The organism is Psychrobacillus sp. FSL H8-0487, from assembly GCF_038008385.1.
In the GTDB taxonomy this organism is placed as follows: Bacteria; Bacillota; Bacilli; order Bacillales_A; family Planococcaceae; genus Psychrobacillus; species Psychrobacillus psychrotolerans.
This window is the reverse complement of sequence record NZ_JBBOZA010000001.1, coordinates 3,132,370-3,149,652: the sequence shown is the minus strand read 5'-3', so window position 1 is coordinate 3,149,652 and position 17,283 is coordinate 3,132,370. Positions and strand designations below refer to the sequence as shown.

Here is a 17,283-nt window from a genome sequence, read left to right as displayed (position 1 = left end):
TTTGACATCATTTAATGATGATGCCAGCAAAACAAAATGAGCTTTTAAACTAGTTCTAATTTGTTCGCTTTCGATGTGCTCTGCATACCGGAAGCGAACTATTATGGAGAGTTTGATCCTGGCTCAGGACGAACGCTGGCGGCATGCCTAATACATGCAAGTCGAGCGAATGACGAAGAAGCTTGCTTCTTCTGATTTAGCGGCGGACGGGTGAGTAACACGTGGGCAACCTGCCCTGTAGATTGGGATAACTCCGGGAAACCGGGGCTAATACCGAATAATCCATTTCCTCTCATGGGGAGATGTTAAAAGACGGCATCTCGCTGTCACTACAGGATGGGCCCGCGGCGCATTAGCTAGTTGGTGAGGTAACGGCTCACCAAGGCGACGATGCGTAGCCGACCTGAGAGGGTGATCGGCCACACTGGGACTGAGACACGGCCCAGACTCCTACGGGAGGCAGCAGTAGGGAATCTTCCACAATGGACGAAAGTCTGATGGAGCAATGCCGCGTGAGTGAAGAAGGTTTTCGGATCGTAAAACTCTGTTGTGAGGGAAGAACAAGTACGAGAGTAACTGCTCGTACCTTGACGGTACCTCATTAGAAAGCCACGGCTAACTACGTGCCAGCAGCCGCGGTAATACGTAGGTGGCAAGCGTTGTCCGGAATTATTGGGCGTAAAGCGCGCGCAGGCGGTCCTTTAAGTCTGATGTGAAATCCCACGGCTCAACCGTGGAAGGTCATTGGAAACTGGGGGACTTGAGTACAGAAGAGGAAAGCGGAATTCCAAGTGTAGCGGTGAAATGCGTAGAGATTTGGAGGAACACCAGTGGCGAAGGCGGCTTTCTGGTCTGTAACTGACGCTGAGGCGCGAAAGCGTGGGGAGCAAACAGGATTAGATACCCTGGTAGTCCACGCCGTAAACGATGAGTGCTAAGTGTTAGGGGGTTTCCGCCCCTTAGTGCTGCAGCTAACGCATTAAGCACTCCGCCTGGGGAGTACGGTCGCAAGACTGAAACTCAAAGGAATTGACGGGGGCCCGCACAAGCGGTGGAGCATGTGGTTTAATTCGAAGCAACGCGAAGAACCTTACCAGGTCTTGACATCCCGCTGACCGGCCTAGAGATAGGCTTTTCCCTTCGGGGACAGCGGTGACAGGTGGTGCATGGTTGTCGTCAGCTCGTGTCGTGAGATGTTGGGTTAAGTCCCGCAACGAGCGCAACCCTTGATCTTAGTTGCCAGCATTTAGTTGGGCACTCTAAGGTGACTGCCGGTGATAAACCGGAGGAAGGTGGGGATGACGTCAAATCATCATGCCCCTTATGACCTGGGCTACACACGTGCTACAATGGACGGTACAGAGGGTCGCAACCCCGCGAGGGTGAGCAAATCCCATAAAACCGTTCTCAGTTCGGATTGTAGGCTGCAACTCGCCTACATGAAGCCGGAATCGCTAGTAATCGTGGATCAGCATGCCACGGTGAATACGTTCCCGGGCCTTGTACACACCGCCCGTCACACCACGAGAGTTTGTAACACCCGAAGTCGGTGGGGTAACCCTTACGGGAGCCAGCCGCCGAAGGTGGGACAGATGATTGGGGTGAAGTCGTAACAAGGTAGCCGTATCGGAAGGTGCGGCTGGATCACCTCCTTTCTAAGGATAATATCGGAATACGAATTTTTATTCGTATCTTAACGTTTTGCAGTTCAGTTTTGAATGTTCATTTTATATGAAGATTCAACTCTTGTTCTTTGAAAACTGGATAAAACGACATTGAAACAATAAACAACAAGAAATTCTGTTGTGATTATTTACGTAATCACGACGTGTAAGACTTTTTAACTTTTAGGTTAAGTTAATAAGGGCGCACGGTGAATGCCTTGGCACTAGGAGTCGACGAAGGACGGCACTAACACCGATATGCTTCGGGGAGCTGTAAGTGAGCTTTGATCCGGAGATTTCCGAATGGGGAAACCCACTGTTCGTAATGGAGCAGTACATTTGCGTGAATACATAGCGCATCTGAGACACACCCAGGGAACTGAAACATCTAAGTACCTGGAGGAAGAGAAAGAAAATTCGATTCCCTGAGTAGCGGCGAGCGAAACGGGAATAGCCCAAACCAAAAGGCTTGCCTTTTGGGGTTGTAGGACACTCTACATAGAGTTACAAAGGAATGAGTTAGACGAAGCGATCTGGAAAGGTCCGCAGGATAGGGTAAAAGCCCCGTAGTCTAAAATTCATTCTCTCTTGAGTGTATCCTGAGTACGGCGGAACACGTGAAATTCCGTCGGAATCTGGGAGGACCATCTCCCAAGGCTAAATACTACCTAGTGACCGATAGTGAACCAGTACCGTGAGGGAAAGGTGAAAAGCACCCCGGAAGGGGAGTGAAATAGATCCTGAAACCGTGTGCCTACAAGTAGTTAGAGCCCGTTAATGGGTGATAGCGTGCCTTTTGTAGAATGAACCGGCGAGTTACGATCCCATGCAAGGTTAAGTCGAGAAGACGGAGCCGCAGCGAAAGCGAGTCTGAATAGGGCGAATGAGTATGTGGTCGTAGACCCGAAACCAGGTGATCTACCCATGTCCAGGATGAAGGTAAGGTAACACTTACTGGAGGTCCGAACCCACGCACGTTGAAAAGTGCGGGGATGAGGTGTGGGTAGCGGAGAAATTCCAATCGAACCTGGAGATAGCTGGTTCTCTCCGAAATAGCTTTAGGGCTAGCCTCAAACGTTAGAATCTTGGAGGTAGAGCACTGTTTGGACTAGGGGCCCATCCCGGGTTACCGAATTCAGACAAACTCCGAATGCCAATGATTTATGTTTGGGAGTCAGACTGCGAGTGATAAGATCCGTAGTCAAGAGGGAAACAGCCCAGACCACCAGCTAAGGTCCCAAAGTATTTGTTAAGTGGAAAAGGATGTGGCGTTGCTTAGACAACCAGGATGTTGGCTTAGAAGCAGCCATCATTTAAAGAGTGCGTAATAGCTCACTGGTCGAGTGACGCTGCGCCGAAAATGTATCGGGGCTAAACAAATCACCGAAGCTGTGGATTGATACCTTTGGTATCAGTGGTAGGAGAGCGTTCTAAGGGCGTTGAAGTCAGACCGGAAGGACTGGTGGAGCGCTTAGAAGTGAGAATGCCGGTATGAGTAGCGAAAGACGGGTGAGAATCCCGTCCACCGTATGACTAAGGTTTCCTGAGGAAGGCTCGTCCGCTCAGGGTTAGTCGGGACCTAAGCCGAGGCCGATAGGCGTAGGCGATGGATAACAGGTTGATATTCCTGTACCACCAAACCACCGTTTGAGTAATGGGGGGACGCAGAAGGATAGGGTAAGCATGCTGTTGGTTATGCATGTCCAAGCAGTAAGGTGTGAATGTAGGCAAATCCGCATTCTTTAACATTGAGCTGTGATGGCGAGGACGTATGTCTAGAGTTCCTGATTTCACACTGCCAAGAAAAGCCTCTAGCGAGGTGAAAGGTGCCCGTACCGCAAACCGACACAGGTAGTCGAGGAGAGAATCCTAAGGTGAGCGAGAGAACTCTCGTTAAGGAACTCGGCAAAATGACCCCGTAACTTCGGGAGAAGGGGTGCTCTTTTGGGTTCATAGCCTAGAAGAGCCGCAGTGAATAGGCCCAGGCGACTGTTTAGCAAAAACACAGGTCTATGCAAAACCGTAAGGTGAAGTATATGGGCTGACGCCTGCCCGGTGCTGGAAGGTTAAGAGGAGTGCTTAGCGCAAGCGAAGGTGCGAATTGAAGCCCCAGTAAACGGCGGCCGTAACTATAACGGTCCTAAGGTAGCGAAATTCCTTGTCGGGTAAGTTCCGACCCGCACGAAAGGCGTAACGATCTGGGCACTGTCTCAACGAGAGACTCGGTGAAATTATAGTACCTGTGAAGATGCAGGTTACCCGCGACAGGACGGAAAGACCCCGTGGAGCTTTACTATAGCTTGATATTGAATTTTGGTGCAACTTGTACAGGATAGGCAGGAGCCTTAGAGCCCGGAGCGCCAGCTTCGGAGGAGGCGTCGGTGGGATACTGCCCTGGTTGTATTGAAATTCTAACCCATACCCGTAACCCGGGTAGGAGACAGTGTCAGGCGGGTAGTTTGACTGGGGCGGTCGCCTCCTAAAGTGTAACGGAGGCGCCCAAAGGTTCCCTCAGAATGGTTGGAAATCATTCGAAGAGTGTAAAGGCAGAAGGGAGCTTGACTGCGAGACCTACAAGTCGAGCAGGGTCGAAAGACGGGCTTAGTGATCCGGTGGTTCCGCATGGAAGGGCCATCGCTCAACGGATAAAAGCTACCCCGGGGATAACAGGCTTATCTCCCCCAAGAGTCCACATCGACGGGGAGGTTTGGCACCTCGATGTCGGCTCATCGCATCCTGGGGCTGTAGTCGGTCCCAAGGGTTGGGCTGTTCGCCCATTAAAGCGGTACGCGAGCTGGGTTCAGAACGTCGTGAGACAGTTCGGTCCCTATCCGTCGTGGGCGTAGGAAATTTGAGAGGAGCTGTCCTTAGTACGAGAGGACCGGGATGGACACACCGCTGGTGTACCAGTTGTTCTGCCAAGAGCATCGCTGGGTAGCTATGTGTGGACGGGATAAGTGCTGAAAGCATCTAAGCACGAAGCCCCCCTCAAGATGAGATTTCCCATTACGCAAGTAAGTAAGATCCCTCAAAGACGATGAGGTAGATAGGTTCGGGGTGGAAGCGTGGCGACACGTGCAGCTGACGAATACTAATCGATCGAGGACTTAACCAAATTTTGTTTAACGTAACAATGTCGTTTATCCAGTTTTGAGTGAACAAGCACTCTATTATGAGGGTTTCAAGATACAAGCAGTGCTAGGAAACAAGTGAGAGAAGGAAGGAACGTACTAACGTACGTGACTGACAGATCGAATGAAGTTGACAACGCAATGCGCCGTATATTGAAAGCCGAAAGAGTCTAGTGATGATGGCGAAGAGGTCACACCCGTTCCCATACCGAACACGGAAGTTAAGCTCTTCAGCGCCGATGGTAGTTGGGGGTCTCCCCCTGTGAGAGTAGGACGTCGCTGGGCACCAAAAAAAAGTCGTTACCGAGTTATATCGGTAACGACTTTTTTGTGGTATTTTTTACTATTCCAACTAGCCCCTTTAGCAAAAAAAGAGAAACCCCACTGTGATTTCTCTCATTTTTATACTATTACTGCATTTTTCACGGTAAAGTAAGCGTGAAAAAGAGGCGCAAAGAGCTCGAGAATGTAAGGAAGAGATGCTCAGAGGTATATTATACCGGAGAATCAAAAGAGAGCCCTAACGATAGAAATCTAGACATATTATGCCATCATAAGTTTTAGCCACGGCGGGTTAAACTCTTGCACAGGTCTTTGTGGGAGTATGCCATCACTAGACGCCATATAAAAAGTCGGTACTAAGTTTAATTCAATAGCAATTTATTAGACTTTTTTTGAATACAAAGAAGTAAGAAAATTAATTTTATATTTTATGAAATTCACTCCCTACTTTCATAAATGAAGCATATGAAAACTTCAAAGATTCTTCAGCTTTCTGGGATATGAAAGCTTTTTTAAGTGAATATAAATGGGAAGCTTTTTAAGTAACTCCATTTTTTGTTGCTCATTATACTTTTTTTCAATTTCCTTGAGACGACTTATTTCTTCTTGAGAATATGGGGAGAGCGCATTTTTCCCATCTTCTTTATATTTTCTAATCCACGTTGTAACTGAATTGACGCTTACGTGCAATTCATCTGCTACCTCTTTACGTCCTCTTCCGTTTTTTAGAACTTCTTGTACTGCATACATTTTTTGTTCTTGTGTTGTTTGTGTATATCTTTTTCTAAATTGTCCATGCATTGACTGATCCCCCTAGAAATTGGTGATATTCTCTAACAGTATTTATGAACTAAAACAATTTCAAATCCAGACTTCACCCAATTAGTGTATTGTACTATCTTTTGTATAATTTGTCATCAGAATATTATAAATTTGAACTTTGTAATAAAAGGAATACAATTTCAGCTAAAAGCTTGAATTCCTTGAAATTGCGACACTATATGCGATAATGAAGAACAACATATGTTAGGAGTTGATGAAATGGATGTATCTCCAATTTTAATGATAATCATTATTTTTTCTATTAATATTGTTTATGTTACTTTCTTTACTTTGCGAATGATTCTTACATTAAAAGGATACCGTTATATCGCCGCACTTATAAGTATGGTAGAAACGGTAATTTATATAGTGGGACTAGGTCTAGTATTAGATAACTTAAATGAAATCCAAAACTTGGTTGCTTATGCAGTTGGGTATGGTACTGGAGTTGTTATTGGAACGAAAATTGAAGAAAAAATGGCACTTGGGTATATTATGGTAAATGCAATCTCTACAGATACTAAACTAAACTTACCTTTAATATTGAGAGATGAAGGATATGGAGTTACAGATTGGCATGCGAATGGTAGACAAGGTGAGAGACAAGCTCTTCAAATACTAACACCAAGGAAATATGAGTTAAAACTGTATACTAGACTGAAAGATCTTGATCCAGGTATTTTCATAATCGCCTATGAACCCAAGTCAATTCATGGTGGATTTTGGGTGAAATCTATAAAGAAGGGAAAACTATTTAAATGAAGAAAGAAACAAAATGGTTTGAAGTGGAAGAGAATGAAACTATTTCAGAGTGTATAGACAGAATGACTGAAGATGGTTATCAAATTGCTGGACGGAGAGAAGAGCCAATTTTTGCAGAGGTTGAAGGTGGTCCACCAGTTCCAGTAAGACAATTAATTATGTTAAAAGGAATTAAAGAAACATAATTGTTGTAATTACTCCTAAAACCGAACAATAAAGTTATCTGAAAATTAATCGTTCGTATTTAAGCGTTGACGTTCTTCGTATAAGTTGTTAAAATATGAATAGAAATAGACGATTATATCCCCATATATGCTAAAGGATTGGCTTTAGCGTCTCTACCAAGTCACCGTAATGACTGGACTATGAGGGAAAGCGACTTATGGATAATGCAAAAGGGTGTGTTTGTTTATGTTTTCCCTGACACAAACTGGGCAATTATGTTCCCTAAGTAAACTGCTTTTCTTTCATAGAGAGAGTAGTTTATTTGGGGAATTTTTTATGCTTACAACATATAAGCCTTAGGTTAATCTATTATGCTCGATATAATCTTCAGAGTTTTAGTTTCGATGCCGAGGTGAATCAGACAGAAGGGACGATAACAATGAATACAAAAATTGGTGTGATTATGGGTAGCTCAAGCGATTGGGAGACGATGAAATATAGCTGCGAAATTCTTGAGGAACTGCATATACCGTTTGAAAAACGCGTAGTATCGGCACATCGTACTCCAGATTTAATGTTTGAATATGCAGAGGAAGCGAGATCACGTGGAATACAGGTGATTATTGCAGGAGCTGGAGGTGCAGCGCATTTACCAGGTATGGTTGCGGCTAAGACAACACTTCCGGTAATCGGGGTGCCCGTTCAATCTAAAGCACTAAACGGATTAGATTCATTATTATCGATTGTTCAAATGCCTGGTGGAGTACCGGTGGCAACTGTTGCAATAGGTAAAGCAGGAGCTACAAATGCTGGATTGCTTGCCGCTCAAATCCTTTCTATCTCAGATGATGAGTTAGCAGAACGTCTTGAAAAGCGAAGAGAAGATACGAGAAACAAAGTTCTTGAAAGTAATGGTGAACTTCAATGACAAAAGTAATCTATCCAGGACAGACGATAGGAATTATTGGTGGAGGCCAACTTGGTCGTATGATGGCACTAGCTGCTAGGGAAGCAGGATTTAAGGTGGCGGTTTTAGACCCTACGATGGATTCTCCTTGCGGGCAGGTTTCCGATATACAAATTGTTGCCCCGTATGATGATGAAACGGCGTTAGAGGAGTTAGCAGAAGTAAGTGATGTTATAACTTATGAGTTTGAAAATATTGATTATACAGGGTTGAAGAGACTATCAGAAATTGCGTATGTTCCCCAAGGAGCGGAACTGGTGAGAATTACGCAGGATCGTATTCTAGAAAAAATAGAAATTCAGTCGGCTGGTGTAGCTATTGCGAAATTTGTCGAAGCTAGAACGTATGAAGAGTTAGAGCAAAGAATTGATAGAGTGGGCTTCCCTTGTGTAGTTAAGACCTCTCGCGGAGGATATGATGGCAAAGGGCAGCAAATAATTCAAACAAAAGAGCAATTATCCTTAGCCAAATCTTTGTTTGCTCACTCCGCCTGTATCGCTGAATCCTTTGTTCCCTTTACAAAAGAGATATCCGTCATTGTACAGCGTAATGGAAGTGGAGAAACGTATTGTTTGCCGATTGGTGAAAATATTCATGTAAATCATATATTGCATGAAACGATTGTGCCAGCAAGAATCGATGAAACACTTACTACAAAAGCAATAGAGGCCGCTGAGAAAATTGCCAACCATTTAAACTTAATTGGTACGCTTGCGGTTGAAATGTTTGTTTTAGAGAACAATGAAATCATAATAAATGAATTGGCACCAAGACCACATAATTCTGGCCACTACTCAATTGAAACATGTAATATTTCTCAGTTTCATCAACATGTAAGAGCTATCTGCGGATGGTCACTTAGAAAGCCAAAACTTTGGACATCAACAGTTATGGTGAATATATTAGGTCAGCATGTAATACCTGTTACAAACAATCTTTCTAAGTATCCTAACTGGTCGGTTCATTTATACGGCAAAAGCGAAGCGAAAGAGAATAGAAAGATGGGACATGTCACCATCCTATCGACTAATATTGAAGACACTTTAAACGAAATAGAACAATCTAAAATTTGGTTATAAATTAGGAGGAAGTTAAATGATAGAACGCTACACACGCCCAGAAATGGGAGCAATATGGACAGAACAAAATAAATACAATGCATGGTTAGAGGTAGAAATTCTAGCTTGTGAGGCTTGGGCAGAGATTGGAGATATTCCAAAAGAAGATACAGTTCTCCTTCGTAAAAATGCCTCCTTCGATGTAGAACGTATATTAGAAATCGAAAAAGAAACAAGACATGACGTAGTGGCGTTCACTCGCGCCGTATCAGAAACTTTAGGAGAAGAGCGTAAATGGGTTCATTACGGTCTAACTTCAACAGATGTAGTAGATACAGCTCTTTCTTATATCATTAAGCAAGCAAATGTTGTTTTGCGAAAAGATATTGAAAACTTCATCGAAATCTTAGAAAACAAAGCAAAAGAACATAAATACACAGTAATGATGGGGCGTACACATGGTGTTCATGCAGAGCCAACTACTTTTGGTTTAAAGTTAGCACTTTGGACAGAAGAAATGAAACGTAACCTAGAGCGCTTTGAGGCTGCTGCAAAAGTAATTGAAACCGGTAAAATGTCAGGTGCTGTTGGAACGTATGCGAATATTGATCCATTTGTTGAACAATATGTATGTGAAAAGTTAGGTTTAGCTGCATCACCAATTTCTACACAAACACTACAACGTGACCGTCATGCACAATACTTAAGTGTTATCGCATTAGTTGCTACTTCTATCGAAAAATTTGCTACAGAAATTCGTGGTCTACAAAAATCAGAAACTCGCGAAGTAGAGGAGTTCTTCTCTAAAGGTCAAAAAGGATCTTCTGCAATGCCACATAAACGGAATCCTATCGGTTCTGAGAACATGGTTGGGCTATCAAGACTTATCCGAGGATATATGATGACAGCATATGAAAATGTTGCATTATGGCATGAAAGAGATATCTCTCATTCATCTGCAGAACGTGTAATTTTACCAGATGCAACAATTGCCTTGAACTATATGCTAAACCGCTTTGGTAATATCGTGAAAAACTTAACAGTATTCCCAGAGAACATGAAACGTAATATGGATTCCACTTTAGGATTAATCTACTCCCAACGTGTATTACTAGCATTAATAGATAAAGGGTTAGCTCGTGAAACAGCATATGATACTGTTCAACCACTTGCTATGCAAGCATGGGAGTCTCAAACTGCATTCCGCACTTTTGTAGATGCAGATGAACAAGTTACTTCTCTATTATCAAAAGAAGAGCTAGATGATTGCTTTGACTATAACTATCACATTCAACATGTAGATATGATTTTTGAACGTTTAGGACTTAACTAAGCTTTAAATTGATTAGGGGGAATTGAAAGTGGAAAAGGGTCGCCTACTATACGAAGGTAAAGCAAAACAATTATTTGAAACAGATGATGAAAATATATTGTTTGTGTCATATAAGGACAGTGCTACAGCATTTAACGGTGAGAAAAAAGAAGATATTGATGGAAAAGGCATTTTAAACAATAAAATCACAACGATCCTTTTTGAACAGTTAAAAAGTAAAGGAATTGAATCCCACTTTGTAGAGCAAATCTCAGACAATGAGCAGCTTGTTCGCAAAGTGGATATCATTCCACTTGAAGTAGTAGTCCGTAATATTGCAGCTGGAAGTCTATCAAAGAGATTAGGAATTAAAGAGGGTACACCTTTAAAGCATACAATCGTTGAATTTTACTACAAAGACGATGAACTAGGAGATCCACTACTCACAAATGCTCATATAGAATTACTTTCACTTGCTACACCGGAGGAAATAGATACCCTTCAAACTAAAGCACTGGAAATCAATCAAGTGCTTCAGCCCATTTTCAAAGAAATAGGTGTTACCCTAATCGATTTTAAATTGGAGTTTGGAAAAACGGCAAATGGAGAAATCTTACTTGCTGATGAAATTTCTCCCGACACTTGTAGATTGTGGGATGACAAAACAAATAACAAACTAGACAAAGATGTGTTTAGACGTAATTTAGGAAGCTTAACAGAAGTTTATGAAATAATACTTTCCCGCCTAGGAGGATTATCAAAATGAAAAAAGTTAAAGTGTATGTAACGTTACGTGAAAGTGTTTTAGATCCACAAGGTTCTGCAGTGATGGGAGCTCTTCATTCAATGGAATACAGCGAAGTAAAGGATGTTCGTATTGGGAAGTTTTTAGAACTTCAGATTGAAGATGGAACTCGTGATATAGATACAGTAGTAAAGGAAATGTGTGAAAAGCTTCTAGCAAATACAGTGATTGAAGACTATCGTTTTGAAGTTGAGGAGGCTGTAAGCAAATGAAGTTTGCAGTAATCGTATTTCCTGGATCGAACTGTGATTTAGATATGTATCATGCGATCAAAGATGAACTTGGAGAAGAAGTAGAGTACGTTTGGCATGATGCAAAGGATTTGAGCGAATTTGATGGTATTTTATTGCCAGGAGGGTTCTCCTATGGGGATTACTTACGTTGTGGAGCTATGGCCAACCAATCGAATGTAATGTCTGAAGTGGTGAAGGCAGCTGAGGCAGGTAAACCAATTCTAGGTATTTGTAACGGGTTCCAAGTATTAACGGAAGCTGGGTTGTTACCTGGAGCACTTCTGCGTAACAAAAACTTAAAATTCATGTGCCGTACCGTAGAGTTAAAAGTAGTAAATAACGCTACACAGTTTACAACTGGCTATGAAAAAGACGAAATAATCCAAATTCCAATTGCCCATGGCGAAGGAAATTATTATTGTGACGATGAAACACTTACTAGATTAAAAGAGAATAACCAAATTGTTTTTAAATACGCTTCTGAAGGACCTAATGGAAGCATTGAGGACATTGCAGGTATTGTAAATGAAAAAGGGAATGTCCTTGGTATGATGCCACATCCAGAGCGTGCAGTACATGATCTTATAGGTGGCTCAGATGGACTAGCGTTATTCAAATCAATAGTGAAACAGTGGAGGGAAACTCATGTCAGTCATGCTTGAACCAAATCCAATGCAAATTAAAGAACAAAAGATATATGCTCAAATGGGAATGTCTGATTCAGAATTTGAAATGGTGGAGAAAATTCTTGGTCGTTTACCGAATTATACAGAAACCGGATTATTTTCAGTTATGTGGTCAGAACATTGTTCGTATAAAAACTCTAAACCGGTATTAAGTAAGTTTCCTACAAAAGGGAAGCATGTTTTACAAGGACCGGGTGAAGGTGCTGGAATTGTTGATATTGGCGATGGTCAAGCAGTTGTATTTAAAATGGAGTCCCACAACCATCCATCTGCAATTGAACCTTATCAAGGAGCTGCAACAGGCGTAGGCGGTATTATCCGTGATGTTTTCTCGATGGGAGCTCGTCCAATTGCATTGCTGAACTCACTTCGATTTGGAGAACTGAAGACTCCACGTGTGAAATATTTATTTGAAGAAGTAGTAGCTGGTATTGCGGGTTATGGTAACTGTATCGGAATTCCAACAGTTGGCGGAGAGATTCAATTTGACGACTGTTACGAAGGAAATCCACTAGTTAACGCTATGTGTGTAGGACTGATCAATCATGAGGATATTCAAAAAGGAATTGCAGCAGGTGAAGGTAACACAGTCATGTATGCTGGAGCTAAAACTGGACGTGACGGCATTCACGGAGCAACATTCGCATCGGAAGAATTAACTGAAGCTTCTGAAGAAAAGCGCCCTGCAGTTCAAGTTGGAGATCCTTTTATGGAGAAACTTCTATTAGAAGCTTGTTTAGAAGTGATTAAGTCAGATGCGTTAATTGGTATCCAAGATATGGGAGCAGCAGGGTTAACTTCATCATCTGCGGAGATGGCTTCAAAAGCTGGCTTCGGTATAGAGATGAATTTAGACTTTGTACCTCAGCGTGAAACGGGGATGACAGCATACGAAATGATGCTTTCAGAATCACAAGAACGCATGTTAATCGTTGTAAAAAAAGGTCGTGAAGAGGAGATTGTTAAAATCTTTGAAAAGTACGACTTAGATTGTGTAGCGGTTGGTAAGGTGACAGGCGATAAAATGCTTCGATTAATTCATAACGGAGATGTAGTAGCGGATGTACCTGCAGATGCACTTGCAGAAGAAGCACCAGTTTACTATAAACCATCGTCGGTACCTGCATACTATACGGAATTTCAAGCAATGGAAAATGTAGAGCCTGTAATTTCGGACTACAAAGAGACTTTACTAAATCTACTTCAACAACCAACAATTGCTTCTAAAGAATGGGTTTATGATCAGTACGACTACCAAGTACGCACAAGTACAGTAGTAACCCCTGGTTCAGATGCTGCAGTAGTTCGAGTTCGGGGGACGAATAAAGGACTTGCTATGACAACGGATTGTAATTCTCGTTATATCTATCTTGACCCAGTAAATGGTGGGAAGATTGCAGTAGCTGAAGCAGCTCGTAATGTTGTTTGTTCAGGTGCAACGCCACTTGCTATTACAGACTGTTTGAACTTTGGTAACCCAGAAAACCCAGAAATCTTCTGGCAGATTGAGAAATCTGCAGACGGTATTTCAGAGGCTTGTATTGCATTAGAATCACCTGTTATTGGTGGGAACGTTTCGTTATATAACGAACGTAGTGGAACTGCGGTTTACCCTACACCAACAATTGGGATGGTCGGACTTGTAGATGATCTTGCACATGTAACAACTCAATCAGTGAAACAAGCTGGAGATGTTGTATATGTAATTGGGGAAACTAAAACAGAGTTTGGTGGATCGGAACTACAAAAATTAGTGGAAAAACGTATTTTTGGGCTAGCTCCATCTATCGACCTTGAAGTAGAAGTGACTCGTCAAAAAGCTCTTTTAACAGCTATTAAATCTGGTGTTGTACAATCTGCGCATGATATCTCTGAAGGTGGTTTTGCAGTAGCTTTAGCTGAAAAAGCTTTCGGTGCAAATGGTCTTGGAGTTGAAGTAACTATTACTGGATCAGCTACAAGTGCATTATTTAGTGAATCTCAATCACGCTTTATCGTCACGGTAAAAGCTGAACATGCTAGTAAATTTGAAGAAATCGTAGCAGATGCAGTACAGATTGGTAGAGTAACCGAGTCTAATAATTTAGTAATCTCACATGAAGATGGAACTACTTGGATTAGCGGTTCTGTTGATGAATTCCGTTCCGCTTGGAAAGGAGCAATACCATGCTTACTGAACTCAGAGGCTTAAACGAAGAATGTGGTGTTTTCGGTATTTGGGGTCATCCAAATCCTGCAGCCATGAGTTATTACGGATTACATGCACTTCAGCATAGAGGGCAAGAAGGTGCTGGAATTATTGTGACAGATGGTACTAGGCTACGCGCAGTAAAAGGCGAAGGTTTAGTAAACGATGTATTTAATAATGGCAAGTTAGAGAAATTGGAAGGTCATGCTGCAGTTGGGCATGTGCGTTATGCTACTTCCGGCGGCTCAGGAATTGAAAATGTCCAACCTTTGTTGTTCAACTCAACTACTGGTGGCCTTGCGATTGCTCATAATGGGAATATTGTAAATGCTACACGTTTAAAACGTAATTTAGAACAGCAAGGTAGTATTTTCCAAACGACTTCGGATACGGAGGTACTTGCCCATTTGTTGAAGAAGAGTAATCTTGCTTCTTTCGAGGATCGTGCCAAACAAGCTTTACGTTTATTGGACGGAGCTTTCGCCGTTGTCATTATGACGGAACACGCGATGTATGTAGCGCAGGACCCACAGGGCATGCGTCCTCTTTCTTTAGGAATGTTAGATGGTGCCTATGTAGTAGCTTCTGAGACAAGTGCCTTCGATTTGATAGGTGCGGAGCTAGTTCGTTCGATTGACCCAGGGGAGTTATTAATAATAAATGATGAAGGTTGCCGTTCAGAGCGTTATGTAGAGAAAAAAGACCGTGCTATTTGTACGATGGAATATGTCTACTTCTCTCGTCCAGATTCAGATATTGATGGTATTAATATTCATATGGCTAGAAAACGTCTTGGTAAGCAACTTGCGAAAGAATTGACAATTGATGCAGATGTTGTAACAGGCGTACCTGACTCCAGTATTTCTGCTGCTATTGGTTTTTCAGAAGCTACAGGTATTCCTTATGAGTTAGGTCTTATAAAGAATCGTTATGTGGGTAGAACGTTTATCCAACCTTCACAGGACTTACGGGAGCGTGGGGTGAAGATGAAACTTTCACCAGTACGTCAGGTTGTAAAAGGAAAACGAGTAGTCATGGTAGATGATTCAATTGTTCGTGGGACAACTTCACGTCGTATTGTGAAAATGTTGAAGGATGCTGGAGCGACAGAGGTTCATGTCGTTATAAGTTCCCCACCATTAAAAAATCCATGTTTTTATGGGATTGATATAAGCTCGGATTCAGAGCTTATTGCTGCTAATAATACAATTGATGAAATGCGTGAACTGATTGGAGCAGACTCGTTAACATTCTTATCGGTTGAAGGAATGGTAGAGGCAATTGGCAGATCAGATGGGGAAAAAAATTGTGGGCATTGTTTAGCATGTTTCACTGGAGAATATCCAACTAGTATCTATGCGGATACGAAATTACCACATGAAAAAGAGCTTGTTCGATAGGAGGATTTTACATGTCAAAAGCATATGAAAAAGCAGGCGTGAATATTGAAGCTGGGTATGAAGCCGTGCAAAGAATGAAATCACATGTCGAGCGCACAGCTAGAAAAGGTATCATGGGTACTTTCGGTGGTTTCGGTGGAATGTTTGATTTGTCTTCATTGAATTATAAGGAACCTGTTTTGATATCTGGAACAGATGGTGTTGGAACAAAGCTAAAGCTTGCGTTTATGACAGATTCACACGATACAATCGGCGTAGACTGTGTAGCAATGTGTGTGAATGATATCGTTGCACAAGGTGCGGAGCCTCTTTTTTTCTTAGATTACGTAGCAGTAGGTAAAGCAGTTCCTGAACGAATTGAACAAATCGTTAAAGGTGTGGCTGATGGCTGTGTACAGTCTGGAGCAGCATTAATCGGGGGAGAGACAGCCGAAATGCCTGGTCTTTATGAGGAAGACGAATATGATCTTGCTGGATTTGCGGTTGGAGCATGCGAAAAATCAAAAATCGTTACAGGGGAGAATATTACAGAAGGTGATGTACTAGTAGGTATCGCTTCTAGCGGTGTTCACTCAAACGGATATTCACTAGTACGTAAAATTGTTTTTGAAGAGCATGGCTATTCTCCAAAGGATGTTGTAGAAGGATATGAAACGTTAGGCAAAATTGGTAAAGCCCTTTTAACACCAACGAAAATCTATGCGAAGCCAGTAATGGAAATGCATAACGAGCTTTCTATCCACGGGATGGCACATGTGACGGGTGGAGGTTTTTATGAAAATCTACCGCGTATGATGCCTGAAGGGTTAGCTGTGGAAGTTGAACTTGGTTCATGGGAAGTGCTTTCTGTATTTGATTTGTTAAAAGAAAAAGGTAAGTTAGAAGACCGTGATTTATACAATGTGTTTAATATGGGGATAGGCTTTGTACTTGCACTATCAGGTGAAGAGGCGCAAAAAGCAATTGCAATTGCGGAAGCCCACGGAGAAAAAGCATATACGATTGGCCGTGTAGTGAAAGGTGAAGGTGTTATTTTCAACGGAGCACATGACGGGAGTTTAGTGTAATGACCGGAATGACAAAATTTGCTGTATTTGCATCAGGGAGCGGTACGAACTTTCAAGCTATCAACGATGCAGTGCAGGAAGGAAAACTACCTGGTGAAGCTGTTCTAGTAGTGACAGATAAGCCAGGAGCTTTAATAGTGGAGCGTGCCGAGAAAGCGGGTATTGAAGTACTTGCTATTAAGCCTGCCGGTTTTCCTTCCAAAGCAGTGTATGAGCAACTGATTTTAGAAAAACTACGAGAGTTAGATGTAGAGTGGATTGTGCTCGCTGGATATATGCGACTGATCGGAGATGTATTATTAGCAGCATTTCCCAATCGAATTATTAACATTCATCCTTCGCTATTACCTGCCTTTCCTGGGAAAGACGCTATCGGACAGGCAATGGATCACGGCGTGAAGGTGACTGGCGTAACGGTTCACTATGTGGACGCAGGAATGGATACTGGAACAATCATAGCTCAGCAAGCAGTAGAAGTAGTAGAAGGCAATAGAGTACAAACCGAAGAGCGTATTCATGCAGTAGAGCATGCTTTGTATCCGAAGGCATTGCAGCAACTGTTTAGTCGGTAGCTTTGTGAGTTTACCCACGCTTAAAAGAATGTTACTCGCGCTCACTATAGTTTTACTCGCGAAACTTTATCAAATACCCGCGCTCCAGAGTTGTTTACCCGCGATGTAACGAGGTTTACTCGTGGAACGGGAAATATATCCAAATAATTTAGTGTAGCTGCGGATGCGA

The 17,283-nt window shown here is 42.5% G+C and carries 13 protein-coding genes, 3 rRNA genes and 1 riboswitch; of the genes, 15 read left to right on the top strand and 1 reads right to left on the bottom strand.

Annotated features, from left to right (window positions below):
• Positions 1-100: 100 nt before the first annotated feature.
• From MHI47_RS16130 to rrf, 3 genes are all read left to right on the top strand, one after another.
• Positions 101-1,655 (top strand): 16S ribosomal RNA (locus tag MHI47_RS16130).
• Between the two features lie 195 nt (positions 1,656-1,850).
• Positions 1,851-4,779, top strand: a 23S ribosomal RNA gene (locus MHI47_RS16125).
• A 185-nt stretch (positions 4,780-4,964) separates the two neighbouring features.
• A 5S ribosomal RNA gene (rrf, locus tag MHI47_RS16120) occupies positions 4,965-5,080 on the top strand.
• Together the 16S, 23S and 5S rRNA genes form the textbook arrangement of a ribosomal RNA operon.
• A gap of 471 nt (positions 5,081-5,551) precedes the next feature.
• On the opposite strand, the gene MHI47_RS16115 is transcribed toward rrf, so the two are convergent.
• Positions 5,552-5,878 (bottom strand): transposase, encoded by a 327-nt coding sequence (locus tag MHI47_RS16115; RefSeq protein WP_093538031.1) that lies wholly within the window; start codon positions 5,876-5,878, stop codon positions 5,552-5,554.
• Between the two features lie 240 nt (positions 5,879-6,118).
• Between MHI47_RS16115 and MHI47_RS16110 the strand changes: the two genes are divergently transcribed.
• The 12 genes from MHI47_RS16110 (at position 6,119) to purN (ending at position 17,114) form a co-directional block, all read left to right on the top strand.
• Positions 6,119-6,661, top strand: a complete 543-nt coding sequence (locus tag MHI47_RS16110) for a DUF2179 domain-containing protein (RefSeq protein ID WP_093538032.1) — start codon at positions 6,119-6,121, stop codon at positions 6,659-6,661.
• Entirely contained in the window at positions 6,658-6,846 is a 189-nt protein-coding gene (locus MHI47_RS16105) for an NETI motif-containing protein (RefSeq protein ID WP_093538033.1), read from the top strand. The genes MHI47_RS16110 and MHI47_RS16105 overlap by 4 nt, the downstream gene beginning before the upstream one ends.
• 101 nt (positions 6,847-6,947) lie before the next feature.
• Positions 6,948-7,047, top strand: a riboswitch (purine riboswitch).
• A 218-nt stretch (positions 7,048-7,265) separates the two neighbouring features.
• Positions 7,266-7,754, top strand: a complete 489-nt coding sequence (gene purE, locus MHI47_RS16100; protein ID WP_093538034.1) for a 5-(carboxyamino)imidazole ribonucleotide mutase — start codon at positions 7,266-7,268, stop codon at positions 7,752-7,754.
• Positions 7,751-8,872, top strand: coding sequence for a 5-(carboxyamino)imidazole ribonucleotide synthase (gene purK / locus MHI47_RS16095; protein WP_340831473.1), 1,122 nt, complete (start codon positions 7,751-7,753; stop codon positions 8,870-8,872). Before purE ends, purK begins: the two co-directional genes overlap by 4 nt.
• 16 nt (positions 8,873-8,888) lie before the next feature.
• Complete coding sequence (gene purB, locus MHI47_RS16090) at positions 8,889-10,184, top strand: adenylosuccinate lyase (RefSeq protein WP_211895466.1); 1,296 nt, start codon at positions 8,889-8,891, stop codon at positions 10,182-10,184.
• Positions 10,185-10,212: 28 nt separating this feature from the next.
• Positions 10,213-10,929 (top strand): phosphoribosylaminoimidazolesuccinocarboxamide synthase, encoded by a 717-nt coding sequence (gene purC / locus MHI47_RS16085; protein ID WP_340831471.1) that lies wholly within the window; start codon positions 10,213-10,215, stop codon positions 10,927-10,929.
• Entirely contained in the window at positions 10,926-11,180 is a 255-nt protein-coding gene (gene purS / locus MHI47_RS16080) for a phosphoribosylformylglycinamidine synthase subunit PurS (RefSeq protein WP_340831469.1), read from the top strand. The genes purC and purS overlap by 4 nt, the downstream gene beginning before the upstream one ends.
• Entirely contained in the window at positions 11,177-11,863 is a 687-nt protein-coding gene (gene purQ / locus MHI47_RS16075) for a phosphoribosylformylglycinamidine synthase subunit PurQ (RefSeq protein ID WP_093538039.1), read from the top strand. The genes purS and purQ overlap by 4 nt, the downstream gene beginning before the upstream one ends.
• Positions 11,847-14,078 (top strand): phosphoribosylformylglycinamidine synthase subunit PurL, encoded by a 2,232-nt coding sequence (gene purL / locus MHI47_RS16070; RefSeq protein WP_340831467.1) that lies wholly within the window; start codon positions 11,847-11,849, stop codon positions 14,076-14,078. The genes purQ and purL overlap by 17 nt, the downstream gene beginning before the upstream one ends.
• The gene (gene purF / locus MHI47_RS16065; protein WP_340831466.1) at positions 14,054-15,475 is read left to right on the top strand and encodes an amidophosphoribosyltransferase; all 1,422 of its coding nucleotides are present in this window, start codon (positions 14,054-14,056) and stop codon (positions 15,473-15,475) included. The genes purL and purF overlap by 25 nt, the downstream gene beginning before the upstream one ends.
• An 11-nt stretch (positions 15,476-15,486) precedes the next feature.
• Positions 15,487-16,542: a phosphoribosylformylglycinamidine cyclo-ligase gene (gene purM / locus MHI47_RS16060; RefSeq protein ID WP_340831464.1), complete on the top strand. Its 1,056-nt coding sequence runs from the start codon at positions 15,487-15,489 to the stop codon at positions 16,540-16,542.
• Complete coding sequence (gene purN, locus MHI47_RS16055) at positions 16,542-17,114, top strand: phosphoribosylglycinamide formyltransferase (protein ID WP_340831463.1); 573 nt, start codon at positions 16,542-16,544, stop codon at positions 17,112-17,114. The genes purM and purN overlap by 1 nt, the downstream gene beginning before the upstream one ends.
• The last annotated feature ends 169 nt before the right edge of the window (positions 17,115-17,283 follow it).